Below are 24,869 nucleotides of genomic sequence, written 5' to 3'. Positions count from 1 at the left end.
GCGCGGCCCGCTAAGCAGAAGGCGTACGGCACGCATGGCGTCAGGGTACCGCAGGGCACCAGGGACCCGCGCCGAGGATTCCCCCGCGCGGGCCCCGTCCCACATACCGGGACGAGCGAGCACTCCGGTATGCGCGGCGCTCAGCGCCGGTAGGAGTCCACGTAGCCCCGGCCCGGTGTGCCCACGCCCGTGACGTCGTCGTAGCCGACGACCGCGTGCAGCGAGCTGTCCTTGCCGAGGCTGCGCAGCGAGGTGGTCGTGCCCTCACTGGCGTCGATGCCGTTCACGTAGTCCACCCGGACCACCCCGAGGTCCCGCCCGGCCCCCAGGGGGTGGTCGGTGACGTCGTGGTACGCGGCGGTGCCGTACCGCTGGTAGATCCCGGGGTTGGCGAAGCCGATCGGGACGCCGTGCCGGGCCTGCTGGGCCAGCGCCTGCACGCCCGCGATCACCGGCGCCGCCAGGGAGGTGCCGCCGATGCGGTACTCGTCGTACGTGAGCGAGCCGTCCGGGAGGGACTGGGTCTGGCCTACGAGGAAGCCCGTGTTCGGGTCGGCGACCGCGGCGATGTCGGGGACGGTGCGCATCGCGGCGCCACCGTTCGCCTTCGAAAGCGCGTTCGGTACGACGCCACTCTGATAGAAGGGCTGCGCGACGGTCCTACTGGTGCCGCCGCCGGCCCCGGAGGTGAAGGCGCCGGGGAAGTCCTGCCAGCTGTCGCCGTCGGCCGCCAGACTGGCCCTCAAGGTGCCCCAGCCGGTCTCCCACAGATACGTGTCGCCCTTGCCGACGGCCAGCGCGGTGCCGCCGACGGCGGTCACCCAGGCGGAGTTCGCCGGGGTGTCGACCTGCTTGGTACCGGTGCGGGCGACCTCGTCGCCGTTGTCGCCCGAGGAGAAGTAGAAGCCGATGCCCTCGACGGCGCCCATCTGGAAGACCTGGTCGTACGCCGCGGCCACGTCCGGGGTCTCGTTGGCCTCGATGTCGCCCCAGCTGTTCGAGACGATGTCGGCGAGCCGGCCGTCGACGATCCTGCCCAGGGAGTCCAGGAGGTCGTCGTCCATGCAGGAGGCGCCGCCCACGTAGACGATGTCGGCCTCCGGGGCGACGGCGTGCACGGCCTCGACGTCGAGGGTCTCCTCCCCGTACCAACCGGCCGCGTCGCACTCCTTGATGTGCGAGTACTTCTTGGGCAGCACCTGGGAGAGCTGCCCCTTCGTGTACCCGGCGTCCCCGTTGCGGTCGGCGTACCTACGGGCGTCGGCGGCGATGGTCGGCGAGGCGTACGCGTCGGTGATCGCCACCGTGACGCCCTTGCCGGTGCGCTTGCCCGCTCCGTAGGCGGCGCGGAGCTGCTTGCCCGTGTAGCCCTTCACGGCGTACGGCTGCTTGGCCCCGTAGGCGGAGGGCAGGTCCTTGTTCGTCTTCGAGCCGTAGTAGCTGGAGAACGGGCCGGAATTGCGGAAGATCTGGCTGGGCGGCGGCAGCTGGGCGTGGTGCCGCGCCATGTGCGGCGCGTTGTCCAGGCCGGTGACCGTGAGGACCGCGCCGTGCAGGGACTCCGGGGCGGAGGCGGTGCGCGCCGGGGCGTGGTAAGTGTGTCCGCCCTTGCGGTAGTTGTGCAGGTCCGTGGCGAACGCGCGCTCCGCTGCCGAGGCGGTGCCGGACACCGTGAGGGAACGGCGGTCGGTGGCGGTGACCTTCAGACCGGCCCCCGTCAGCCAGTGGGTGACCGCGGATATCTGTGCACGGGTGGCGCCGAAACGTGCCTGCGCGCGGTCGGCGCTCAGGTACTTCCCGTACGAGGCGGAGGACGGGTCGGAGACGGCCCTGGCGTAGGCCGCGAGGCCCTCGGCGTCCCGTCCGGCCAGGAACACCCGGGCGGTGACCCGGTCGGTGTCCTGGGTGCTGCCGCGGTCGGCCCGGCGCGTCCCCGACGCGCTCTGGAGCGGGTTGATCTCATGAAACCCCCTGCGATGCGATGCGTCGCGTGCGGTGCACGCGGTCTCCGCGGCGGCGCACGGTGTACGCGGTGGCGGCCACACGCACGCGCTGCGTCACTCTTTCGATGATCTGTTCACGTCAGGGGCATGGGACGACCAAGAAGCACCCAAGGACGGACAAGAAATAGCCATGAAAAGGCCGCCAAATGACCTGCGCGGACACGGGAGTTCACGTGACAAGAAGGGCGACCGAGCGGGTGTACGGGGCGCGAACGGACCGACGTTAGCAGCGGGTCACGCCGTGCGGGCGGGATACCGCCAAGGCCGCCGCAGGCCCCCGTGACGGCCCCTAGCTTGCCGGGCATGCAACCCCTCACGGGCCCGACGGCGCGCCGAGCGGCCCGCGCCCGCCGCCCCCGCCGCTTACCCCTCCCCCACCGCCTCCGGAGGCCACGCCCCGCGCTCACGACCGGCGCCGGCGCCGTACTGGTCCTCCCCCTCCTCGCCGCGGCCCCCGCCTTCCGCGCGTTCTTCGACTACACCGCCGGGGTGCTCACGCTCGTCTCGCTCACCGCCGCCGTGGTCTGGGGCCTGCTCGCGGCCGGCCGCACCGTACTGGCGCCGCGCAGCAGGCTCCTGGCACAGGGCGTCCACCGGGCGCTCGCCACCGCCTCGCTCGGCTTCCTGGTGCTGCACATCGCGGTCAAGGTGGCCGAGTCGCACGCCCTGTTCTCGGACGCGTTCCTGCCCTTCGCCTCCGTAGTGCTCAGCGGGCCCGTCGCGCCGGGCACCGCACCGCTCATCGGGTTCGGCACGCTGGCCGGGCTGCTGATGGTGCTGGCCGCCGCGACCGGCGCACTGCGCAGCGCGTTCGCCGGGCGCGGGCGCGTCTCCGGGCGCTGGCGCGCCCTGCACACCAGCGCGTACGCCGCGTGGTGCCTGGCCCTCCTGCACGGCCTCAAGTCCGGCCGCGCGCCTTCGGGATGGGTGACCACCGGGTACGTGCTCTCCCTGGCGGCGGTCATGGGCGCGCTGCTGGCCCGCCTGTTGTTCACCCCGTGTGCGGAGTTCCCGTACTTCGCGCTGCGGCGGGAACTGCCGTTCTCCCTGCCCTTCCCGGCACGGAAGCGGGACCGGAAGCAGGCGCTGCATGGGGCAGCACGCTCCACTTCCGAGCCACCCGGAGCAGCCGTCTCCGACGGTGCTCCTGCGGGCGACAGCCGACCTACGGGGGCGCTGCCCGTCCCCGACGTTCCTACGGGGGCGGCGACCGGCTTCCCCCCAAGGGACGCGCGGGACACGCCACCTTCTTGGGCTCTGGCCGACGCCCCTACAGAGACGCTCCCGTACGTCACCGACGCGCCGTCCCTCGCCCTCGGAGCGGACGGGGCGCCCACGGAACGCATCCCCTTCGCCGGCTTCGGCGCCGCCCCCGAGTGGGGCGGTCCGCCCACTCTGGTGCAGCCCCGGCCCTCCGGCGCTCACCCCGAGGGCGCGCCTGCTCCCCACGCCCCGAACGGCCGGACCCCATGACCGGTGCCGCGCTGGTCCCGTATACGGGCGGTGGCCCGCTGCCCGATGTGCCCGGCGTACGCGTACTCGGGCTGCCACGGCTGTGCGCCGGATTCGACGAGGCGGAACGGCTGGACCGCAAGCGGCATCTGCTCCTCCACGGCTCGCTGCCCGCGCTCTCCGGGGAGCAGTTGTCCGCCGTCGCCGAGGCCGTGGCGCTGCGGGGCCGGGGCGGCGCCGGATTCCCCCTCGCGCGCAAACTGACGGCCGTCGCGGAAGCCGCGGCCCGCCGCGGGGTGCGCCCCGTCGTCGTGGTCAACGGCTGCGAGGGCGAACCCGCCTGCCGCAAGGACACCGTGCTGCTGTGCCGTGCGCCACACCTCGTCCTGGACGGCGCGCTGCTGGCCGCCGCGGCGCTCGGCGCCCGCCTCCTGGTCGTCGGCGTGACGAAGGCCACGACGGAGAACTCCGTACGGGAAGCCCTCGCCGAACGCGGGCTGGGGCGCAGACGGCGCGGGCGGGCGCTGCGCGCACAGGTCGTGCGCTCGCCCGAGCGCCTGGTGTCCGGGGAGGCGTCCGCGCTGATCCGGGCCGCCGAGGGCGGGCCCCCGGTACCGCCGGGCCGCCGGGCACGGGCCGCCGAGTCCGGCCTGGGCGGCGCGCCCACGCTGCTCTCCAACTCGGAGACCTTCGCCCAACTCGCCGTCGCCGCCCGGCTCGGCCCCGACCGCTACGCCTCCACGGGCCTCCCCGGCGAACCGGGCACGCTCCTGCTGACGGTCTCCGGCGCGGTCCCCGCGCCCACGGTCGTCGAGGCGCCCTCCGGAGTGCCGCTGCCGTACGTACTGCAGGCGTGCGGCGCGGAACCGGCACCGTCCGGCGTACTGGTCGGCGGCTACCACGGCGCCTGGCTGGACCCGGCCACCGCCTACGGGACGCCGCTGTCGCGCGAGGCGCTGGCGGCCCGCGGCGGGGCGCTGGGCGCCGGGGCGGTGCTGCCGCTGTCCACGCGGACGTGTCCGCTGGGCGAGGCGCTGCGGATCGCGCGGTGGCTGGCGGCGGAGTCGGCGGGGCAGTGCGGCCCCTGCCGGCTGGGGCTGCCGTCGCTCGCGGAGATGTTCGCGGAGGCGCTGGGCGGCGGCGGGCAGCCGGCCCTGGAGGCGGTACGGGAGAGCGCGCGCGGCGTAAGGGGGCGGGGCGCGTGCAAACACCCCGACGGTGCGGCGCGATTCGTGCTGTCGGCGCTCGCCGCGTTCCCCGACGACCTGGCCGCGCACGTCCTCGGCGCCGGCTGTGGGCGGCCCACGGTCGAGCTGCTGCCCCTGCCGCCCGAGGAAGGCGCTGCGGCGGCGAACGGAGCCGGAGAGGGTGCCGGGGCCGTCGGCGCCGCCGGGGAGCGGCTGGCGGTGGACTGGACGCTGTGCGAGGGGCACGGGCTGTGCGCGGGGCTGCTGCCCGAGGCCGTACGACTCGACCGGGACGGTTTCCCCGTACTCTCCGACGACGTGCTGCCGGGGGCCCTGCGCGCTCGCGCACAGCGCGCCGTACGCCGCTGCCCAGCCCTCGCGCTCCGCCTCGAAAAGCCGTGACGGCCGACGGCTCCCCTGCCCTTGTCCGCGGCTCCGGCAGCGCGGACTCCGACAGCACACAACAGAGCGGCCCGTCCTCTTCGGACGGGCCGCTCTGATCACTGTGGAGCTAAGGAGAATTGAACTCCTGACCTCCTGCATGCCATGCAGGCGCTCTACCAACTGAGCTATAGCCCCGTGTTCTGTTGTCGTCTCCGGAAGTTTTCCTCGGGGGTTTCCCTCGCGGCGACATCGACTACATTACACGGCCGCCCCGGGCTTCTGCCAAATCGCTTTCCCGGTGCCCACCGGCGGCAGCCCGCCGGAGACCTCCGAGGGGCCGGAGAGGCAGCCGCGACGCACCCGGCAAGGCACCCGGCGACACCTCCGGCGAGGCACCCGGCAGAGGTACTGTCGACAATCCGTGCTCGAAGGAAACCGGGGGCCTGGACGTGACCGCGCTGAAGCTCGACCAGCCCGTCGGACGCCGCGGCCCGTTCTCCCGCGAGGGCGTCCACCGCCGCGTCCTGGCGGCCGCACTGGCCTGCGCGCTGTCCTTCACAGCCTTCTGGATCGTCCAGCGACTGGCCGGCGTGACCATGCTCGACCTCATGGTCTACCGCGCCGAGGGCTGGACCGCCCGCACCGGCGGCGACCTCTACGACATGCTGGCCACCTCCGCGCGGCTGCCCAACACCTACCCGCCCTTCGCCTCCCTGCTGTTCCTGCCACTGACCTTCCTCGGCGTACCGGAGATGCGCACGCTGGCCACGCTCGGCAACCTGCTGCTCCTGGTCTCCGTGGTGCACCTCACCCTGCGCCTGACCGGCCTGCCCTCGCTCGCCCGCGGGACGCGCGCCCCGCGGGCACGGCAAGCCACCGCGACCCTCGCCCTCTCCGCGCTGCTGGTCTGGTGCGAGCCCGTGTGGACCACGCTGCGCTACGGGCAGATCAACCTCCTCCTCGCCGTCCTCGTGCTCTGGGACGTCACCCGCCGGGACACCAACCGCTGGGCCGGCATTGGTATCGGCATCGCCGCCGGAATCAAGCTCACGCCCGCCCTCTTCGCCGTGTGGCTCGCGCTGGCCGGGCTGCTGCACGCCCGCCGCCTGTACGAGCCCGGGCAGGGGCTGCGCGGTACCTGGAACCCCTGGCTGCGCCAGGCGTGCGTGGCGGTCCTGTCCTTCCTCGGCACCGTCCTCCTCTCCGTCCTCGTCCTGCCTCGCGACTCGGCCCGCTTCTGGACCGAGATCGTCTTCGCCTCCGACCGGCCGGGCGATGTGGAGATCACCGCCAACCAGTCGCTGCGCGGCGTCCTCGCCCGGCTGCTGCACACCCCCGACACCGGACTGTGGTGGCCCGCCGCCGCGGCCGTGGCGGCGATCGCGGGCCTGGCCCTCGCCACCACCGCACTGCTGCGCGGGGAGCGCGCCTGGGCAGCCGTGGCCTGCGCCACCACCGCACTGCTGATCAGCCCGGTCTCCTGGTCGCACCACTGGGTGTGGGCCGTACCGATGCTGATCCTGCTCGGCACCGAGGCGGTGCGCAGCGGCGGCCGGACCACTCGGTCGGGCCGCCGGCTGCGAGCCGCCACCGGAGCCCTCGGGCTGCTCTTCGCCTCCTTCGCTCTGTGGTGGGTCCCGCACCGCCCGCACAGCCACGCGGAACTGCACCAGAACGGCGGCCAGATGCTGCTCTCGGGCGTCTACCCGATCGCCGGTGTCGCGCTCCTGCTGCTGGCCGCCGCCCACCTGCGCCGGACCGCTGCGCCCGGCGCAGGTGAGTCCGGTGCCGATGAGTCCGGTGTCAGTGCGCCCCGTGGTCGTGACCGCCGCCGGGCTGATGGTGATGGAACGCCAGCACCTCCGGAGGCATCACCACGAACGGACGCATCATCCCCATGTCCTCGTGTTCCAGCAGATGGCAGTGGTACATGAAGCGGCCCTTGGCGCCGTGAAACCGGCCGATCACGTTCACCATCTGCCCCGGCGGCACCTGTATGACGTCCTTCCAGCCCTGATCGCCGGGGGCTATCGGCGCCTGGCCGCCGTACTCCAGCGGGCTGCGGGTGCCCCCGAGCGCGTTGTCGTACGGGCTGTCCGGCACCGCCGGATACCGGTCGCGGCTGAGCACCTGGAAGTCGATCAGGTGGATGTGCATCGGATGCGTGCCGGCGCCACCGAGGTTCAGGAAGCTCCACTGCTCCCATGCGTCGTGCCGGACCATGAAGCCGAGGGCGTCGTCGAACATCCGGGCGCCGCGCTGGTACGTACGCGTCGTGCCGTCGGCCCTCTTGACCTGGATGATCCCCTCGGACGGGATGGTGACGTCCGCCGGGTCGACCTCGTGCAGCTCCCACATCTCCGGGTGGCCGTTGCCGATCGGGCCCGGCGGGGTGAGCGCTATCAGGCGGTGCTCGTGCTTCGGTGCGGTGTCGTGGGTGATCCGCTCGAACGTCGACGAGATCACCGCGGGCAGCACGAAGGAATCGGCCACCTTCTTCGAACCGACCCGGAACTGCATCACCTGCGGATACGCCACGCCCGCCGCGGCGTTCACCAGCCGCAGCCGCCGCCCGCGCAGCCCGCCGAAGTCGATCAGCAGGTCCATCCGCTCGGCCGGGGCCACCGACAGGGTCCCGTCGACGGGCAGCGGCCGGGGCAGCAGGCCGCCGTCCGACCCGATCTGGTGCACCGCGCCGGTGACGGGGCGGCCCGTCTCCTCATCCACCAGCTGCAGGGCGTACGTCCGGGCGTTGGAGGCGTTGAGCAGGCGGAAGCGGTACCACCTGGCATCGACGTCCAAGTGGGGCCAGATCGTGCCGTTCACGAGCGTGTAGGGGCCCGAGAACGGGATGGTGATGTTCTTCCCGTCGTTGTCCTTGCCGACGATCAGGGTCTTGTGGAGCAGCCGGCCGGTCAGCCGGCCTTCGGCGTCCGTGTCGAGGTTGCGGTCCTGGATGATGAGCGGGATCTCCCGCCCGCCCGAGGGGAGCCGGAGCGCGTCCTCCTCGTCGTCCCGCACCAGATACATGCCGGCCAGGCCCGAGAAGACGTTCCACCGGGTGATGTCCATGGCGTGGTCGTGGTACCACCACGTCGTCGCGCGGTGGTCGTTGGGATACTCCGAGAGCTGCGCGTCACCGGGCGAGACCGCGTTCTCCGACCAGCCGTCGTTGCCGCCGCCGGTCACCGCGCCGTGCAGGTGGGTGACCAGCCAGGGCGGGAGCGCTGCCACACCGGCGAGGGGCTCGGCCCCGCCGCGTCCCGGTTCGTTCAGCGGCGCGGGCACCTCGGGCGTCGCCGACACTTCCACTGCGGTCACCGGGAAGGTGCCCGTGATGCGGTTCGTCCAGGACACCCGGAGGCGCCGGCCGCGGCGCACCTCGACGGTCGGGCCCGGGAAGTGTCCTTCGTACGCCCACACTTTGGTGGGCGGCAGCTCGGAGTGCAGCCGCACCCAGCTGGTCTTCTGCTCGATGGTGATGCCGCGCAGGGCTTCCGCCCGGCCCGGCTTGATGACCGGCGGCACGCACAACGCGTCGACGAACGGCGTGAGTCCGGCCGCCGTGGCCTGTCCGTCCCGCTCCGCGATGGTCTCGATCCGCGGTGCGGCCCCCACAACTGTGTCTGTCACTGCGACCCCCGTCGCTCCCCCGTGCCGCCGACCGTTCCGCGGCGGCGACTCTGTGTCTTACAACGCCTCACGGTACGGCCGGAGTTCCACCATCAACGTGAATTTTCCGGCCAATCGTCCGCAGCATGCACATAGATGAACGGACCGGTCCGGTCCGGGGCGTCAGAACTGAAAGTAGCTCAGGGAGCGGAAAACGCGCCGAGGTTGTGGAGAAACGGTCATTCAGGGAGTGATGGACACCTTCGGGCGCGGTTGTGCGCCCATACGGCGCGGGAATGACGGTCCTTCAGCGGCCCGGAGAACAGGGCCGGTTCTCAGGCGGTGGCGAAGGAGTAGAAACGCTTCAGCGTGCAGTGTTCGTCGAGCAGGCGGCCGTAGATGGGCTCGCCGTCCAGCTCACGGTAGGTCTCGATGGGGTCGCCTTTTATGATCAGCGCCCGGGCGCATTCCTCGCACCAGTACTGGAATTCGGGGTTCAGCGGCTCCATGTCGCGAACGACGGGCGTACCACTGCCGCACCAGTCGCACTTCCGGCTGTGTGCCCCCATCAGTCAGCTCCAGCTGTGGCCGCAGGCCGTGCAGACGAAAGAAACGCCGCCGTTGTCACCCAGCATCTGCGCCACATGAGGCGAGCCGCAGGAGGGGCATTGCAGTGCGGAGGTGGCCACGCCGAGCAGGTCGCGGACCTCCTCGATGATGCTCGTGGGCATCGCGTTCTCTCCTCCCCTGCCGGCGCCGTCCGATTCTGCCACGGACCACCGACCAGGTCAGGCCCGCAGCCCCACGTGCACGGACGGGCTGCCCGCTACCGCCGCGCAGCCGAGCGCGAGGCGTTGCGCGGGCGCTCACCCCGGCGCGCACAGCGACGCACGCGCCCCGAAAGCCCCGAAACAGCAGTGATCCCGCCTCCTGGTGAGGCGGAGAACAATCTCTCCGTCTCCGCCAGAGGGCGGGATCATCCGGGTTGTGGAGCTAAGGAGAATTGAACTCCTGACCTCCTGCATGCCATGCAGGCGCTCTACCAACTGAGCTATAGCCCCGGGTCTTGTTCCGCCCCTCCGGGTTTCCCCCGGCGGCGCCGCGAACAAGAAGAACTTTAGCCTGCGACCTGCCCAGATGTGAAATCCGGGTCCGGCCGGCCGTCGGGCGGCCCCCGGAGAGCCGCCGCTGACCGGCTCGCGGCGTCAGTCGTCGTCGCCCAGCACCGGCTCGGGAAGCGTGCCGGCGTTGTGCTCCAGCAGGCGCCAGCCACGGGCGCCCTCGCCCAGGACGGACCAGCAGCAGTTCGACAGGCCGCCCAGGCCCTCCCAGTGGTGCGGCTCCAGGCCCAGCAGCCGCCCGATCGTCGTACGGATCGTGCCGCCGTGGCTGACCACGACCAGGGTGCCGCCGTCGGGCAGCTTGTCGGCGGCCAGCCGCACGACCGGCGCCGCGCGGTCCGCGACCTCGGTCTCCAGCTCACCACCGCCGCGGCGCACCGGCTCGCCGCGCTTCCAGGCGGCGTACTGCTCGGCGTACTGCGCCACGATCTCCTCGTGGGTCAGCCCCTGCCAGGCACCCGCGTACGTCTCGCGCAGCGCCTCGTAGTGCGTCACGTCCAGGCGTGTGACGGACGACAGCTCGGCGGCCGTCCGCACCGCCCGCTGGAGGTCCGAAGCGATGATCGTGTCCGGCTGCAGGGCGGCGAGCAGCCGTGCGGCGCGGCGGGCCTGCTCGACGCCCTCCTCGGTCAGCTCGATGTCCGTGGAGCCCTGGAAGCGGCGCTCCAGATTCCAGGCGGTCTGGCCGTGCCGCCACAGGACGATCCTGCGGCCACGGCCCCCCTTCGTGCCGTTCAGTGCAGCTCTCCGTCCTGCTCGGCGGCCGTTTCCTCGGCGTGCGCTGCCGCCTTGCCGCGGGTCGCCTTGGCGTCCTCGGGCAGCTCCATCTCGGGGCAGTCCTTCCAGAGGCGCTCCAGAGCGTAGAAGACGCGCTCCTCGCTGTGCTGGACGTGGACGACGATGTCGACGTAGTCCAGGAGCACCCAGCGGGCCTCGCGGTCGCCTTCGCGGCGCACCGGCTTGGCGCCCAGTTCCTTGCTCAGCCGCTCTTCGATCTCGTCGACGATCGACTTGACCTGGCGGTCGTTGGGCGCCGACGCCAGCAGGAAGGCGTCGGTGATCGAGAGGACGTCGCTGACGTCGTACGCGATGATGTCGTGCGCGAGCTTGTCGGCGGCCGCCTGCGCGGCGGCGTTGATGAGCTCGGTGGAGCGGTCCGTGGCGGTCACAAGCCAAACTTCCGGGTCGGTGGCGGCGCTGCCCGGCCCGCCCGCGGGAAACCCCGCCGGCCGCGGCCGAGTCAGCGGTCAAGTACCCCTCAAGGGTCTCACGGACCGCTGACACCCCGGCGGGCTTGTGGACAAGGGGGCATCCGGGCTGGTCAGAGAGGGTGACGGGCCGACGGCGGAGGCGACGGGAAGCGGGCGACTGGCAGAGCCTTGGCCAAAGCTCTGCCCGCCGCCCGCGCCCCAAGGGCCGATCACCCCTTGTAGTCGTGCCCCAGCACCACGGTGATGTCCGCGTTCGAGGCGACCTTGCCCTTCCGCACGGCGTTCGACGGCAGGCCCAGCGTCTTCGCGACCTCCTCGGCCCGCGGCTGATGGGCCTCGTCCCCGTACGTGACCTGCGACGCCGACAGCGAGCCCGAGGCGGTGCCGCCGTCCACGAACGAGTACCCGCCGTTGACCAGCGCGGCCTGCGCCTGTCCGACCGCCTTCTGGCTGCCCGAGGCGTTCCGGACGCTGACCCGCGCGGTCGCGCTCGGGTCGGTCTTCTTGACCTTGCCGCCCAGGACGTCCTTGACCACCTCAGAGGCGGTCTGCGCGCTGAGCGTGCCGTCCTGCTGCACGGGCAGCACCGTCGTACGGTACGCACCGGTCTTGGCGAGCTCGGCGCGCTGCGCGAGCGAGCTGCCGAGCTGGCCCTCGGTGAGCGGCGGGTCCAGGACCTGGAACAGGGACTTCACCGTCGCGGTCGCGCCGCCCGCATCGCTGGACACCCGCTTCAGAGTCGCCTGCATCACCTGTCCGAAGCGCGCGAGCTGCTTGGTCTGCAGCTCGCCCGGGCCACGGTAGGTGGCGTACGCGACGGCCGCCTGGCCGTTCAGTACGCGCCCCTTGCCCGCCTTGACCAGCGGGCCGTCGCCCTTCTTCGCGCCCGGCACGGTGGTGTCGGCGTCGACGGTGACGCCGCCGACCGTCTCGACGAGGTTCTCCAGGTACGGCGTGTCCAGCCGCCAGCTCGCCTTGATGTCGGCACCGAGGAGCGTGTTGAGGGAGTCGCGGGTCGGCTCCGCGCCGGCGTCCTTCACGGACTTGCCCAAGGTGGTGGCCTGACCGTCGTCCCCGGTGATGGCGAGGTTGTTGGGCAGGAGGACGGTGGTGCCCTTGTGGGTGGTCTCGTTGTCCACAAGCAGCGCCGTCGAGCTCTCGTCCGTACCAGTCCTGCGGAGGTGGACCAGCAGCACGTCGCGCTTCTGGCCCGCGACGGCCGTCGCGTCCCCCGAGGCCGCCCCGCCCAGCCCCGGCAGCTTGCCGGCCCACCACAGGTAGCCGACACCGCCCACGACCAGGAGGACGAGCACCACGATCAGCGCGATGATGCGGCTGCGGCCGCGGCGCTTGGCCTCCTCGCGCCGCTCGGTACGGCTCTCGGTGAACTTCAGCCAGTCGATGACGTCTTCGGAGTCCTCGTCCTGCTCCTCGATGAACGAGAACTGCTCGGTGCGGTACTCCTCGCCCGAGGGGCGGTCGGCCCCGCCGGTCCGCTCGCCCCCGGCGGCCCTGCCGTCCGCGGCGGGCGCCTCGTACGAGGGCGCAGCGGGCGCCGGCTCGTACGGAGGCGCGGCCGCCCCGTAAGACGGCGCGGATCCGTACGGGGGCTGCGGCTCCTCGTACGGAGGCTGCGGCGGCGGCGCGTACTCCTGCTGCCCGTACTGCGCCTGCTGCGGGATCCATCCCTGCTGCTGGGTCTGCTGCGCGGCCTGGTGCTGCGACGGCCGGCCGTACGGGCCGTGGCCCGGGGCATAGCCCTGCCCGTACTCCTGGCCGTACTCCTGGCCGTAGCCCTGTTCGGGTGTCTGTCCGCTGTAGCCCTGGCCGTACCCCTGGGGGTGCTGCGTGCCGTACGGGTCGTACTGCCGGCGCGGCGCTTCCTGGTACACCGGCTGCCCGTAGGCGTCGTAGACGTACCCCGGTCCACCGTGCTGCCCCTGGCCCTCTTCATAGGGCCGCCGGCCCCCCTCGTAGGGGTCCTGGGCATACGGGTCCCGTGGCGGGTACGGATCCTGTCGGTCGTTCACCGGTGCCCTCTTTCCGTCGGCCCCGTCGGCGGTCGTCGTCAGCGGTCGTCGTCGTGGTCGTGGCGGTGGCGGGAGCGGTCGTCCCGGTAGAGGCGGCGCTTGTCGATGTAGCGCACCACACCGTCGGGCACCAGGTACCAGACCGGTTCCCCCTGGGCGACGCGCGACCGGCAGTCGGTCGAGGAGATGGCCAGCGCCGGCACCTCCACCAGGGAGACCCCGCCCTCGGGGAGACCGGGATCGGCCAGTACATGACCGGGCCTGGTTACCCCGATGAAGTGGGCGAGCGAGAACAGCTCCTCAGCGTCCCGCCAGGTCAGGATCTGGCCCAGCGCGTCGGCGCCGGTGATGAAGAAGAGATCCGCATCCGTGTGCTCGGCGCGCAGATCCCGAAGGGTGTCGATGGTGTACGTCTTGCCGCCACGGTCGATGTCGATGCGGCTGACGGAGAACTGGGGATTGGACGCGGTCGCGATGACCGTCATCAGATACCGGTCCTCGGCCGGGGACACCGCCTTGTGGCTCTTCTGCCACGGCTGTCCCGTCGGTACGAAGATGACCTCATCGAGGTGGAACTGGCTGGCCACCTCGCTGGCGGCGACCAGGTGACCATTGTGGATCGGGTCGAACGTCCCGCCCATCACTCCGAGCCGCCGCTTCACGGGCCCTGTCTGCTCTCCCATGCGTGCAGACCCTACTGGGCGCCGCGCATCGAGGGGATAGCGGTGCCCCGCCTCAGCGGTCCCGGTTGAAGCGGGTGGTGATCCACAGCAGGAGCAGCAGCACGATCAGGGCGCCGCCGCCCGTCACGAAGGGGCTGAGGCTGTTGTGGTTGCCGCCGTGCTCGCCGCCCTCGGCGAGGGCGACCAGGGACTGTGCGGTGGTGTGCAGGCTCATCGTCGGCAGAACCAATCCGGGCTGATGCGGGCAGGGACTTCGCCCACATCGTAAGCGCGGGCCTGTCCGGACCTCACGCCGACTCCGCCGGAACGGTCCGTCAGGGGATCTTTCCGGTGGTTTCCACCGCCGTCCGCGGGGCGGCCGGCGGGCCTCCGAGGTGCTGGCCGCGCGCGTGCCTCAGCGCCTCCGGGCGCCGCCCGTACGGTCGCCTCAGCGCCTTCGAGGTACCGCCCGTGCGGTCACCTCGGCGCCCCAGTACCGCCCTCAGTACGGACCGCGCACCCGCCTCAGTCCTGGTCGCCGCCGTAGCCGCGCAGCAGGAACCACGCCATGAAGATCGCGCCGAGCACACCGACAATGATCACGGCGCGCAGGATCCAGCCCGGGCCGTCGGCGTTGGAGGTCTGCAGGGCGAGCAGCGTGCTCGGGTCCACCATGAGGGGTCGGCTCCTTTGTGGGGGTCTGTGCGGCCCGTACGCACCACGCGCCACGGACCTCGGGCGCGCCCGGTCGTGGGCCGGCGCCCCTGCCGCGAGCGGCTGTCCTTGCGGGCATCTGCGGCGATTCGTTCCTTCGCCAGCGTACGCCGGGCATCCAAAGCGCTGTCAGTGGCGTCCTCTACTCTGAAATCACGCAGTCGAATCAGGGGGAGGCTCCAATGACGGATGGCCCGAGCGGCGGCAGCGAGCGCGTACCGAGCAGGGACCGCAGGCGGTTCCCGGGGATCTCCTCCCGGGCGTACGAACACCCCGCGGACCGGTCCGCCCTGGTGGCCCTGCGCAAGCTGAGCGGGTTCGACACCGTCTTCAAGGCGCTGAGCGGCCTGCTGCCCGAGCGCAGCCTGCGGCTGCTGTACCTCTCGGATTCGGTGCGCGTCAGCGACCAGCAGTTCTCGCACCTCAACGACATGCTGCGGGACGCCTGTTACATCCTGGACCTGGAGAAGGTCCCGCCGATGTACGTCAATCAGGACCCGCAGCCCAACGCCATGTGCATCGGCCTGGACGAGCCGGTGATCGTGCTGACCACGGGCCTCGTCGAGCTGCTCGACGAGGAGGAGATGCGCGCGGTCGTCGGCCACGAGGTCGGACACGCGCTCTCCGGGCACGCGGTGTACCGGACGATACTGCTGTTCCTGACGAGCCTCGCCATGAAGGTCGCGTGGATCCCGCTGGGCAATATGGCGATCATGGCCATAGTGACCGGGCTGCGCGAATGGTTCCGCAAGTCCGAGCTGTCGGCCGACCGTGCGGGGCTCCTGACCGGCCAGGACCTGCACGCTTCGATGCGCGGCCTCATGAAGCTCGCGGGCGGCAACCACCTCCACGAGATGAACGTCGACGCGTTTCTCGCCCAGGCCGACGAGTACGAGCGCGGCGGCGACCTGCGCGACTCCGTCCTGAAGATCCTCAACGTGCTGCCGCGCAGCCACCCGTTCACGACCGTGCGCGCCGCCGAACTCAAGAAGTGGGCCGCCTCCCGCGACTACCAGCGCATCATGGAAGGCCACTACCCGCGCCGCGACGAGGACAAGGACACCTCCGTGTCCGACTCCTTCAAGGAGTCCGCGACGCACTACGCCGACTCGGTGCGCAACAGCAAGGACCCGCTGATGGGCCTCGTGCGCGACATCGCGGGCGGCGCCGGCGACCTGGGCGGCAAGCTGCGCGACACGGTGTTCGGCAGCGGCCGCGCCGGCGGCGCGGGCCGGCCGGACCCGGGGCAGTCGGACGCCGACGGTCCGGAGTCGGCGGCGGGCCAGTGACCCGGTAGCGGGTCAGCGGCCCTGCAGCGGCGCAGGCCGTCCGGCCTAGCGCAGCGGGCTCGGTTCCGCCGACGGGGCCATGACGCCGCAGAGCGAGGCGTTCGTACTGCCGTGGGCGTACGGGTCGGTGCCCTGCGGGCGGCCGTTACCGGCCCGCTCGCCCGCCAGCAGCGGCCGCAGCGCACTCTCCGGCCCGGAGCTGCACGACATCGGACCCGCCTGGAGGTAGCTCGACTGCACCTCAAGGCGGCGGTCGCGCAGATCGTCCCGGTCGAAGCGGAAGTGCAGTTCACGGCGCACGGTGAACAGTGACGCACCGTCGGCACGCTGCTGCGCCGCCGACCGCACCTTGCCGCCGACCCCAGAGGCCGTACTGCCTGACGTACTACTTGCCGTACTCGCTACTGCCCCTGTACTGCCGGGCGCGCTCCCCGTCGGCCTCTCGGCGGCGGCCGGTGCGGTGTTCCCGGAGCCGCCCGCAGCGGGCCTGCCGTCGGGCGGCCGCACCGCGTACACGAAGGTGTAGTCCGCGGTGACCTCCAGGGCGTTGCCGGCCGCGGCCGGCTCCACCGCCAGGGTGCCGTCGACCCGTACACGCGGATCGGCGAGCCGGGACTGCGAGGGGTCGAAGCGGACGAGCCAGCCGGTCGCCGCGTGCCGCCCGTCGTCGGACGGCCGCCGCAGGCTCCGGTCGAACTGGTCGAGCTGCGAGGTGTCCAGCAGCAGCCGCACGCCCCGCGCGGGCCCGCCGGACAGCGTGTCCGGATCCAGCGAGGACCGCACGACGTACTCCTTCGCCGTGGTCAGCGCGGTCATGACCTGGCTCTCGGAGAACTCGCCGGTGCGCCGCACAACAGGGAGGTTGACGCCTGCCGCGCCGATCCGGAAACCGGCCGCCGGGCTGCGGTCGAAGAGGTCACCCGGGCGCCCGCCGGGCACCGTGCCCACCGGAGCGAGCGGGATGACCGTGCTGCGCAGCGGTGGCGCGGGGGCGGGCTCCGGCGCACGATACGGATGGCGCACACCCATGTAGATCGCGGTACCGAAGGCCAGCGCTATCAGGAGGACCAGGATCAGGGCCTGACGGGACCCGCCGAAACGGGACCAGGCATGCCGACTGCGCACGGCACGTGCGTGGTCCCCCATGCGCTCCTGGGCGGAGAACTCCTGCAAACGCGCAGCGCGTACAAACGATTCGTCGAACACGACGGATCGGTATTCGTCCTCCCCTCCACCCGGGGCGCCCTCGGGGGTCCCTTCGGGAGGGTCACCTGGCCCGGTCATACAACAAGAGTAGGTCGGCGACGGCCGAGGTAAACGCCCAGGTGTGCGCCAACTTCCCCGTGCAGGTCAGGTACGGCGTACAGATGGCTCAAGCAGGCGCGGACCGCTCCGGCGCGCGCGGGTGGATCAACTGAGGGATCACGGCGTGCGCGGGGGGGATCAGCCGGTGGATCACGGCGTGCGCCGCACGGCGGGCGCCGAGGGCGGGCCGGAGTCGGCGGACGCCGAGGGCGGTACGACCGGCGGGGTCGGGTTGCCGCGCTCGGCGCTGGAGGCGGGTGCCTGCCCGATGCGCGCGGTGGGCGGCCTGCCGTCGACGCCCGTGGTGGCGGGCGGCGGGGCCGGGCTCTGCGTACGGCCCGAAGCACCTCGGTAGACGGCCGTGAAGGCCAGTACGACCATGCCGATGCCCATGAGGACGGCGAGCACCCAGGCGATGGGGCGGTGCCAGCGGGCCGCGCCGCGGTACGGGCGCAGAGCGCCGCCGTACGGCCCGTACGGGCCGTAGGCCGAGATGTCCCGGACGTCGTCCAGGTAATGGCTGTTCGGCGCTCCTGCGGGCCCTCCAGGCCCTTCTCGGCCGTCTCCGTCCTGTCGGCCGCCGTCGAAGTCGCCGTCCCGGTCCGTGGCCGGCAGCGTGTGGCCGCGCCCGGCTTCGGACTCGGCGCGGGCCTGCGCGGCGGCGACCATCCGCTCGACGGCGGTCGGCTCGTGAACGAGCGCCGACCGGACGAATTCCTCGTCGAAGACCACGGCGGCGAACTCGTCACCCTCGCCCTCATAGGGCGAGCGCGCGTCCGCCTCTCCGTGGCTCCCGTTGTGGTGCTCGTCGGGCTCACCGCCGTCCGGGAACGGCCCGGCCCCCACGTCGTCCGGCACATGTCCAGATTAGCCGGAAGCGGCCAATCTGGGCAGTGTGAAAGGGAATTCGGCCACGGGGGCCGAGGATGGCTCATGAGTGGCACCGCTCGCCCCGGCTTCAAGGGCCGTGCCGCGAGACTGACTTCACCAGCCCCGTACACGCCCTCCGTCGGCCCCGTACTACGCGTCCGCCGCCAGCCCTGTACGCGCCCGTCGTCGGCCCCGTACTACGCGTCCGCCGTCAGTCCCGTACGTGGCCGTCGCCCGTGACGATGTACTTCGTCGAGGTCAGCTCCGGCAGGCCCATCGGGCCGCGGGCGTGCAGCTTCTGCGTGGAGATGCCGATCTCGGCACCGAAACCGAACTGGCTGCCGTCCGTGAAGCGGGTCGAGGCGTTGACCGCGACCGTGGTGGAGTCCACCAACTGGGTGAAGCGGCGGGCGGCGGCCTGCGAGGTGGTGACGATGGCCTCCGTGTGGCCGGAGGACCAACGCCGGATGTGCGCGACAGCGGCGTCCAGGTCGGGCACCACGGCGGCGGCGATGTCGTACGAGAGGTACTCCGTCGCCCAGTCCTCGTCCGTGGCGGGCGCGACCATCCCGGGCCCGGCCTTCTGCCAGGTCTCGTCGCCGTGCACCATCACGCCCGCCTCCGTGAGGGCGGCCAGCGCGCGCGGCAGGAAGGTGTCCGCGATGCCGGCGTGCACGAGGACGGTCTCGGCGGCGTTGCACACACTGGGGCGCTGCGCCTTGGAGTTGATGAGGATCTTGAGCGCCGTCTCGATGTCGGCGTCCTTGTCGACGTACACGTGGCAGTTGCCGGTGCCGGTCTCGATGACCGGGACGGTGGACTCCTCCACGACCGTACGGATGAGCGAGGCGCCGCCGCGCGGGATCAGTACGTCGACCAGGCCGCGGGCGCGCATCAGCTCCTTCACCGACTCCCGGCTCTGGCCCGGCACAAGCTGGACGGCGTCGGCGGGCAGCCCGGCCTCCGCCACCGCGTCGCGCAGGACGGCGACCAGCGCGGTGTTCGAGGCGTACGCGGAGGATGAACCGCGCAGCAGGACGGCGTTGCCCGACTTCAGGCAGAGCGCGGCGGCGTCGACCGTGACGTTCGGGCGGGCCTCGTAGATGATCCCGACGACGCCGAGCGGCACCCGGACCTGGCGCAGGTCCAGGCCGTTCGGGAGGGTCGAACCGCGGACGACCTCGCCGACCGGGTCGGGCAGCGCCACGACGTGCCGCACGTCGGCGGCGATGGCGGCGATCCGCTCGGGGGTGAGGGTGAGCCGGTCCACGATGGCGTCGCTCGTGCCGGCCTCGCGCGCCTTGGCGATGTCCTCGGCGTTGGCGGCGACGATCTCGTCGGTCCTGGCCACCAGCGCGTCGGCGACGGCCAGCAGCGCGCCGTCCCGGGCCGTGCGCGGCAGCGGGGCGAGCGCGGCGGCCGCCTCCCTGGCGCGACGGGCGGTGTCGAGGACGGGCGAGCTCTGGGCGGTCTGCGTGGCGTCGGATGCGCTGGTCATGGCCCGCAGCCTAGCCGGGACGGGCTGGGCGCCCGGCCCGCATTTCACACTGCGGGACGCGGCGGGCGCGGGGGTGGACACCCGGCCCGGTCGGCGGAGGGACACCCGCCAGCGCCGGGCCGGGTCGGTGGGAGCCCCACTGGCGCCGGGCCCCTCCGGCGGGAGCGCCACCGGCGCCCGGCCCCTCACCCCGGTCCCCTCGCCCCGGGCCGGCTTCCCTCATCCCGGGCCGGCCCCCTCGCTCCTGGCCCCTCGGGCCCGGTCCCCTCGGAGCCACAGATCTCCTCGGGCCGGGTCTCCTCGGCCCGGATCTCCTCGGGCCGGGTCCCTTCTCCCTGGCTCCCCTCACCTCGGAACCCCTCCGGTCACCCCGGGCCGCCTCCGGTCACCCCGGATCCCCTCGGACCGGATTCCCTAGAGCCGGGTCGCCGCCGCCTCCTTCTTCTTGTTTCGGCAACGATTACGGAGAGTGGTTCGTTTCTCGTTTTTGTCGCCTGATGTGATGAGTTTCGCAGGGGGAGGCGGGGCGAACAGGGGCGGTCAGTACGGGTGGACGCCTACGGGGGAGGCAGGGGGTGGGCCGTAGCCTTCGGCGATGCGTTGGTGGTAGGTCTCGCGGTCGATGACTTCCAGGCCGACGATCTCCCAGGGGGGCAGCTTCGCCGAGGAGCGGTGTTCGCCCCAGAGGCGCAGGGCCACCGCCGCCGCGTCGTGCAGGTCCCTGGCCTCCTCCCAGTAACGGATCTCCGCGTGATCGTTGGCATACCTGCTGGTCAGCAGAAAGGGATGGTCGTGGGCCAACTGCTCCAGGGCCCGCCGGACCTCCTTCAGCGGCGCCTCCTTGCCGGAGACGCTGAGGGTCACGTGCCAGAGCCGCGACACCTCCCGCTCGCGCGGGAGCGGTGCCTCTGTGAGCCGCCCGCCCGGCTGCGCATGGTCGCCCGGCTGAGCCCGTTCGTCGTGCTCCGTCCCGGCGGTCTCCTCACCGGGCTGGATGCTGGTCCCCACGCTGGTCAGCGTCCGCTCCGCCGTCCCTCGGGGCAGCGCCCCTCGGCGCCCTCGTCTCACCGGCGGCCTCCTGTTATGCGTATCGCTCCGCTCGCGCGTGGCGGAGCCGATCGGTGCTGTCTCACATCGGCGTAGCGCGCTCGTACTGCGCCTGGAGCGCCGCTCCCCTACAGCGCCCCTGCAACAAAGTTGACCAGCCCGCGGGGCTTCGCGGGGGCGTTTTCGAGAAGGTCTCCGTTGAAAGGCTGGTCTTTCGGCCGTGCTGCCGGATCCCGTACGGATCTTGCACGGACCTCATACGGATCTTGGACGGACCTCGTACGGGCCCGTATGGACCCAGTACGGGGGTTCCCTACCGGCCCTCGGCACGGGATGCGCAGCGGGTTCCCGTCGGCCGCCTCATCATGTGCGCGACAGGTGCTTTCGGCGATACCCCCTCACGTGCGCAACGGGTGCTTTCGCCGATACCCCATCACGTGCGCGACGGCTGCTTCCGGCGACGCCCGGCGACAACGCGCCTCAGCGACGCCCGTCAACGAACCCCGTCAACAACGCCCCTCGGCGACACCCCCAGCGCACCCGGACTCCTCCTCCCGGGCCCTCAGCGCCCCACGACCACCAAGTCGTCCCTGTGCACGACCTCGCGCTCGTACGCCGGGCCCAGTTCGCGGGCGAGGTCGTGGGTGGTGCGGCCGAGCAGGCGGGGGATTTCGCGGGCGTCGAAGTTGACGAGGCCGCGGGCGATGGGGTCGCCGGCGGTGTTGCGCAGCTCGACCGGTTCGCCGGCGCTGAAGGAGCCCTCGACCGCGGCGATGCCGGCCGGGAGCAGGGAGGAGTGCCGTTCGACGATCGCCTCCACGGCACCGTCGTCGAGGATGAGCGCGCCGCGCGGGGTGGAGGCGTGCGCGAGCCAGAGGAGCCGGTCGGCGGAGCGCCGTCCGGTGCGCAGGAAGTGGGTGCCGGTGGGGCCGCCGGCGAGGGCTTCGGAGGCGTGTACGGCGGAGGTGAGGACGACCGGGACGCCGGCGGCCGCGGCGATGCGGGCGGCCTCGACCTTGGTGACCATGCCGCCGGTGCCGACGCCGGCCTTGCCCGCGCTTCCGATGGAGATGCCCGCCAGGTCCTCCGGTCCCCTGACCTCCGCTATGCGGGAGGTGCCCGGGGTGGCGGGGTCGCCGTCGTACAGGCCGTCCACGTCGGACAGCAGTATCAGCAGGTCGGCGCGGACCAGGTGGGCGACGAGCGCCGCCAGCCGGTCGTTGTCGCCGAAGCGGATCTCGTCGGTGGCGACCGTGTCGTTCTCGTTGACGATCGGTACGGCGCCCATGGCGAGGAGCTGGTCGAGGGTGCGGTAGGCGTTGCGGTAGTGGGTGCGGCGGCTGGTGTCGTCGGAGGTGAGGAGGACCTGGCCGACGCGGCGGCCATAGCGCGCGAAGGAGGCGGTGTAGCGGGCGACGAGGAGGCCCTGGCCGACGCTGGCGGCGGCCTGCTGGCGGGCCAGGTCGCGGGGGCGCTTCTCCAGGCCGAGGGGGGCGAGGCCGGCGGCGATGGCGCCGGAGGAGACCAGCACGATCTCCTTGTCCTGGTGCTTGGCCAGGACGTCGACGAGGGCGTCCACCCGGTCGGCGTCCAGCCCGCCGGCCGCGGTGGTCAGCGACGAGGAGCCCACCTTGACCACGATTCGCCGCGCGTCCGTCACGTCCTTCCGGGCGTCCGTCGCGGCGTCCTGGCGCGCATCCGTCCCGTCCGGCCGCGGATCCGTCGCGTCCGTCACACCCTCACTCGGCTCCGTCACGTCCTGCCGCCCGGCCGCCCCGCCCTGTCGCCCGTCTGCCGCCTGACCTGCGCTTGTCACCATTACCCCTGTACTCGCTACTCGCCCGTGGAAGCCCATGGGCGCCCGTGCTCGCCGTGTCCGTTGCCGTATGGCCCAGTGGATGCTGCCGTACGGCCTACGGATATGGATGCCGTACGGCGTACCGACATGAACGCCCGTACGGGCGAAATCTACGGCAGACGGACCATTGCCCGCCTGTGCATATCGTCTGCCGGACAGGCTTCGCGTACGCCCGCGGCCCCTGTGATCATGCTTTTGGGCAACCTACGCAAGACGGAAAAGGGCAGCATTTGGTTCCGAGCGAATCGTCCTGATTCGCGGTGATCCGAGCCACAGCAGATTGTCACCGGGGCAGCCAAAGTCATACGGTCGGTTGTCGACCTGTCCCTTCCTGCCGCCCGGACGGCCCGCAGGGAGTGTTCAGGGAGTGTCGCCCGGGTCACACCTGCCCCGGGCCCCGGCCGCCCCACCGGCCCCCCACCTGACCGACTTGCCGCCAGGAGCCCCGCCCGTGCCTTCAGCCGGATTCGCCAACCGACGAGCTCTCAAGCTCGTGGCCCTGCTCGCGATGCTCATCGCGTTCGTGGCCCAGCTCGTCGGTGCCCTGCTGCCCGTGGTCCCGTTGTTCATCGCCGCGTCCGTGGTGAACCTCGGCCTCGACCTCTATCTGCAGCACAAGCAGCCCGGGCTGCTCTCCTTGCTGGGAAAGATCCGGCTGGACATCACGGTCCGCCAGCTCATCCGCGACATGCTGATCCTGGTCGGACTGCTGCACATCCCCGGCATCAACCCGCTCAAGGAGCAGGCCCCCCTCACGATCGGCCTGCTCGTCTTCTATGTGGCGCACTTCGCGTGCCAGGCGGCGGCGGTACTGGTCCGCCGCACCCGTACGCTGCCGTTCCTCACCCGGAACATCGACTCCTCCGCGCTGCACCTCACCAAGGCCCCGCCGCGGCTGCTGGCCCGCCAGACGGGCCGCCGCCTGCTGCGTTTCTCCGTGCCGACCACGCTCGGCATGATGGCCACCGCGATCACCCGGGACGCCCTGTGGGGCGGCATCGGCCTGGCCGTCTCCCTGGTTCTCGCCATCGCCGGCACGGTCTACCTCGCGACCTGGCTGCTCCCCAAGAAGCGCGCGGTCAACAGCGAGAAGGCGCTGGAGTGGCTGGACGAGTGGCTGCAGGAGTACCAGCCGACCGTCGGTATGTACTTCTCCGGCGGCACGACCTCCGCGTACCAGGCCAACATGTGGCTGAGCACGCTCGCCGAGCTGGACGGCAAGCCGATCATCGTGCTGCGTGAGCGCTTCATGGTGCAGAAGATCGACGCGACGGACATCCCGATCGTCTGCATCCCCAAGGTCGCGAACCTGATGCGGCTGGAGCACTCGGCGCTGAAGGTGCTGCTGCACCCCGCGAACTCCGGCAAGACCTCGCAGATCCTGCGCATCCCCTCCATCAAGCACGCGTTCATCAACCACGGCGAGAGCGACAAGCTCTCCTCCTGCAACCCGTACGCCAAGGCGTACGACGAGGTGTGGGTGGCCGGTCCGGCGGCGCGCGACCGCTACCAGCTCGCCGACATCGGCGTGGAGGACAAGGACGTCGTCGAGGTGGGCCGCCCGCAGCTCTCGCCCATCAAGGCGTACGAGGGCGCGCCCAAGGGCGAGTACACGACCGTGCTGTACGCCCCCACCTGGGAGGGCTGGGACGGCAACCCCGGCAACACCTCGGTGATCCTGGCCGGCGAGAACATCGTGCGCGAGCTGCTCGCCGACCCGAAGGTGCGCCTGCTGTACAAGCCGCACCCGATGACCGGTTCCGTCGACCCCGAGGCCGGCGCCGCGAACGCCCGTATCAAGGCGATGGTCCAGGAGGCGATCGCGCAGCGCGCCGCCGAGCGGGAGGGCCAGGGCGCAGGCCCGGAGGCCGTCGCCGAGCTGGAGGCCCGCACCGAGGAGCTGCGCGCCCTCACCACCTCCAGCTTCGGCAAGAGCGCGGACGAACTGGAGAAGATGCTGATCCAGAGCGCTCCCGAGGAGGGCCGCGCCGCCGCCGTGGCGGAGGCGACCGCCGCGTGGGAGGCCGCGTACTGGGCCTCGTTCCCCGAGTGGGAGCACCGGATCATCACCTCGGCCCGCCCCGCGATCTTCGCCTGCTTCAACCAGGCGGATGTGCTGATCAGTGACGTCTCCAGCGTCGTCTCGGACTACCTGAGCAGCGAGAAGCCGTACGCCGTCGCGAATACCTCCGGCATGTCCGAGGACGACTTCCGTGCGAACTTCCCGACCGTGCGCGCCGCGACGATCCTCACGCCGGAGGCGGACGGCGTCGCCGGGCTGCTGGAGACCGTGCGGAACCCGGAGCGGGACACGCTCGTTCAGGCCCGTAAGGAGCTGAAGGAGCACCTGCTCGGCCCGTCCGACCCGCCGTCGCTGGCCCGCTTCAACGCGGCCGCGCTGGCGCTGCACGCCGCGGCCGAGGAGCGGCAGGTCCGGATGGAGGCCCGGCTGGCGGGCGTCCCGGGCCAGCGTGACGAGGGCACGGAGGCGCACGAGGCGCAGGAGGCCGCCGAGGAAATGGAGCTGGACCCCTCGGAATCCCCAGAGGCCGGTGAGTCTGCGGACGGCTCGGAGGCGCGCGCGACCGTCTGACGCCGCGCGTCGCATCCATGCGCGTATGAGGGC

Annotated in this window: 19 protein-coding genes, 2 tRNA genes and 1 pseudogene; 5 read left to right on the top strand and 17 right to left on the bottom strand. The window is 72.0% G+C overall.

What is annotated here, in order from left to right; all coding sequences use genetic code 11:
* Nucleotides 1–140: 140 nt before the first annotated feature.
* Nucleotides 141–2,045, bottom strand: coding sequence for a S53 family peptidase (locus IG84_RS0126610; protein WP_078649426.1), 1,905 nt, complete (start codon nt 2,043–2,045; stop codon nt 141–143).
* A 261-nt stretch (nt 2,046–2,306) separates the two neighbouring features.
* On the opposite strand from IG84_RS0126610, the gene IG84_RS39040 reads away from it, so the two are divergent.
* Both IG84_RS39040 and IG84_RS0126600 read left to right on the top strand, forming a co-directional pair.
* The gene (locus IG84_RS39040) at nt 2,307–3,476 is read left to right on the top strand and encodes a ferric reductase-like transmembrane domain-containing protein (RefSeq protein ID WP_051862458.1); all 1,170 of its coding nucleotides are present in this window, start codon (nt 2,307–2,309) and stop codon (nt 3,474–3,476) included.
* Nucleotides 3,473–5,044 (top strand): NADH-quinone oxidoreductase subunit NuoF family protein, encoded by a 1,572-nt coding sequence (locus IG84_RS0126600; RefSeq protein ID WP_078649424.1) that lies wholly within the window; start codon nt 3,473–3,475, stop codon nt 5,042–5,044. Before IG84_RS39040 ends, IG84_RS0126600 begins: the two co-directional genes overlap by 4 nt.
* A gap of 104 nt (nt 5,045–5,148) precedes the next feature.
* Here IG84_RS0126600 and IG84_RS0126595 read toward each other — a convergent pair.
* Nucleotides 5,149–5,221, bottom strand: a tRNA-Ala gene (locus IG84_RS0126595).
* Between the two features lie 254 nt (nt 5,222–5,475).
* Between IG84_RS0126595 and IG84_RS0126590 the strand changes: the two genes are divergently transcribed.
* Nucleotides 5,476–6,960, top strand: a complete 1,485-nt coding sequence (locus IG84_RS0126590; protein ID WP_245659619.1) for a glycosyltransferase 87 family protein — start codon at nt 5,476–5,478, stop codon at nt 6,958–6,960.
* Here IG84_RS0126590 and phsA read toward each other — a convergent pair.
* From phsA to IG84_RS41665, 10 genes and pseudogenes are all read right to left on the bottom strand, one after another.
* Nucleotides 6,926–8,554: pseudogene (gene phsA, locus IG84_RS0126585) on the bottom strand (O-aminophenol oxidase PhsA); the annotation flags it as partial. The gene IG84_RS0126590 and the pseudogene phsA sit on opposite strands and share 35 nt — an antisense overlap.
* Before the next feature lie 419 nt (nt 8,555–8,973).
* On the bottom strand, nt 8,974–9,207 hold the full coding sequence (locus IG84_RS0126580; protein WP_030249581.1) for a hypothetical protein: 234 nt from the start codon (nt 9,205–9,207) through the stop codon (nt 8,974–8,976).
* Between the two features lie 3 nt (nt 9,208–9,210).
* Nucleotides 9,211–9,369: a hypothetical protein gene (locus tag IG84_RS40825; protein ID WP_107053965.1), complete on the bottom strand. Its 159-nt coding sequence runs from the start codon at nt 9,367–9,369 to the stop codon at nt 9,211–9,213.
* A 257-nt stretch (nt 9,370–9,626) separates the two neighbouring features.
* Nucleotides 9,627–9,699 (bottom strand) — tRNA-Ala (locus IG84_RS0126570).
* Between the two features lie 144 nt (nt 9,700–9,843).
* Nucleotides 9,844–10,497, bottom strand: coding sequence for a histidine phosphatase family protein (locus IG84_RS0126565; protein WP_031062349.1), 654 nt, complete (start codon nt 10,495–10,497; stop codon nt 9,844–9,846).
* Complete coding sequence (gene rsfS, locus IG84_RS0126560) at nt 10,494–10,928, bottom strand: ribosome silencing factor (RefSeq protein ID WP_030249584.1); 435 nt, start codon at nt 10,926–10,928, stop codon at nt 10,494–10,496. The genes IG84_RS0126565 and rsfS overlap by 4 nt, the downstream gene beginning before the upstream one ends.
* 251 nt (nt 10,929–11,179) lie before the next feature.
* Nucleotides 11,180–13,000, bottom strand: coding sequence for an LCP family protein (locus tag IG84_RS0126555; RefSeq protein WP_031062278.1), 1,821 nt, complete (start codon nt 12,998–13,000; stop codon nt 11,180–11,182).
* 38 nt (nt 13,001–13,038) lie between these two features.
* Nucleotides 13,039–13,683 carry a nicotinate-nucleotide adenylyltransferase gene (gene nadD, locus IG84_RS0126550; protein ID WP_051862455.1) on the bottom strand — a complete coding sequence of 215 codons (645 nt, stop codon included), beginning with the start codon at nt 13,681–13,683 and terminating at the stop codon, nt 13,039–13,041.
* A 52-nt stretch (nt 13,684–13,735) separates the two neighbouring features.
* Nucleotides 13,736–13,897 carry a hypothetical protein gene (locus tag IG84_RS41670; RefSeq protein ID WP_031062273.1) on the bottom strand — a complete coding sequence of 54 codons (162 nt, stop codon included), beginning with the start codon at nt 13,895–13,897 and terminating at the stop codon, nt 13,736–13,738.
* 290 nt (nt 13,898–14,187) lie between these two features.
* The gene (locus IG84_RS41665; protein WP_169749902.1) at nt 14,188–14,337 is read right to left on the bottom strand and encodes a hypothetical protein; all 150 of its coding nucleotides are present in this window, start codon (nt 14,335–14,337) and stop codon (nt 14,188–14,190) included.
* 221 nt (nt 14,338–14,558) lie between these two features.
* Here IG84_RS41665 and IG84_RS0126535 point away from each other — a divergent pair, with 221 nt between their 5' ends.
* Nucleotides 14,559–15,665 carry a M48 family metallopeptidase gene (locus IG84_RS0126535; protein ID WP_031062271.1) on the top strand — a complete coding sequence of 369 codons (1,107 nt, stop codon included), beginning with the start codon at nt 14,559–14,561 and terminating at the stop codon, nt 15,663–15,665.
* Nucleotides 15,666–15,710: 45 nt separating this feature from the next.
* On the opposite strand, the gene IG84_RS0126530 is transcribed toward IG84_RS0126535, so the two are convergent.
* From IG84_RS0126530 to proB, 5 genes are all read right to left on the bottom strand, one after another.
* Complete coding sequence (locus IG84_RS0126530; RefSeq protein WP_031062270.1) at nt 15,711–16,949, bottom strand: SCO2583 family membrane protein; 1,239 nt, start codon at nt 16,947–16,949, stop codon at nt 15,711–15,713.
* A gap of 171 nt (nt 16,950–17,120) precedes the next feature.
* Nucleotides 17,121–17,828, bottom strand: a complete 708-nt coding sequence (locus tag IG84_RS0126525) for an SCO2584 family spore wall biosynthesis protein (protein WP_031062268.1) — start codon at nt 17,826–17,828, stop codon at nt 17,121–17,123.
* A 223-nt stretch (nt 17,829–18,051) separates the two neighbouring features.
* Nucleotides 18,052–19,338, bottom strand: coding sequence for a glutamate-5-semialdehyde dehydrogenase (locus IG84_RS0126520; RefSeq protein WP_031062265.1), 1,287 nt, complete (start codon nt 19,336–19,338; stop codon nt 18,052–18,054).
* A 540-nt stretch (nt 19,339–19,878) separates the two neighbouring features.
* Entirely contained in the window at nt 19,879–20,406 is a 528-nt protein-coding gene (locus tag IG84_RS0126515; RefSeq protein WP_031062263.1) for a hypothetical protein, read from the bottom strand.
* A gap of 541 nt (nt 20,407–20,947) precedes the next feature.
* Nucleotides 20,948–22,045: a glutamate 5-kinase gene (gene proB / locus IG84_RS0126510; RefSeq protein ID WP_031062261.1), complete on the bottom strand. Its 1,098-nt coding sequence runs from the start codon at nt 22,043–22,045 to the stop codon at nt 20,948–20,950.
* Between the two features lie 649 nt (nt 22,046–22,694).
* On the opposite strand from proB, the gene IG84_RS0126505 reads away from it, so the two are divergent.
* Nucleotides 22,695–24,836: a membrane protein gene (locus IG84_RS0126505; protein WP_031062259.1), complete on the top strand. Its 2,142-nt coding sequence runs from the start codon at nt 22,695–22,697 to the stop codon at nt 24,834–24,836.
* Nucleotides 24,837–24,869 lie beyond the last annotated feature (33 nt).

This window comes from Streptomyces ochraceiscleroticus (genome assembly GCF_000720485.1).
In the GTDB taxonomy this organism is placed as follows: Bacteria; Actinomycetota; Actinomycetes; order Streptomycetales; family Streptomycetaceae; genus Streptomyces; species Streptomyces ochraceiscleroticus.
This window is presented reverse-complemented; position numbering and strand designations above follow the sequence as displayed.

Coding starts and splice junctions, on each gene's coding strand:
- IG84_RS0126520 (WP_031062265.1), bottom strand. CDS start 19,338: ATGACCAGCGCATCCGACGCCACGCAGACCGCCCAGAGCTCGCCCGTC.
- IG84_RS40825 (WP_107053965.1), bottom strand. CDS start 9,369: ATGCCCACGAGCATCATCGAGGAGGTCCGCGACCTGCTCGGCGTGGCC.
- nadD (WP_051862455.1), bottom strand. CDS start 13,683: ATGGGAGAGCAGACAGGGCCCGTGAAGCGGCGGCTCGGAGTGATGGGC.
- IG84_RS41665 (WP_169749902.1), bottom strand. CDS start 14,337: ATGGTGGACCCGAGCACGCTGCTCGCCCTGCAGACCTCCAACGCCGAC.
- IG84_RS0126535 (WP_031062271.1), top strand. CDS start 14,559: ATGACGGATGGCCCGAGCGGCGGCAGCGAGCGCGTACCGAGCAGGGAC.
- IG84_RS0126530 (WP_031062270.1), bottom strand. CDS start 16,949: ATGACCGGGCCAGGTGACCCTCCCGAAGGGACCCCCGAGGGCGCCCCG.
- IG84_RS0126600 (WP_078649424.1), top strand. CDS start 3,473: ATGACCGGTGCCGCGCTGGTCCCGTATACGGGCGGTGGCCCGCTGCCC.
- IG84_RS0126580 (WP_030249581.1), bottom strand. CDS start 9,207: ATGGGGGCACACAGCCGGAAGTGCGACTGGTGCGGCAGTGGTACGCCC.
- IG84_RS39040 (WP_051862458.1), top strand. CDS start 2,307: ATGCAACCCCTCACGGGCCCGACGGCGCGCCGAGCGGCCCGCGCCCGC.
- IG84_RS41670 (WP_031062273.1), bottom strand. CDS start 13,897: ATGAGCCTGCACACCACCGCACAGTCCCTGGTCGCCCTCGCCGAGGGC.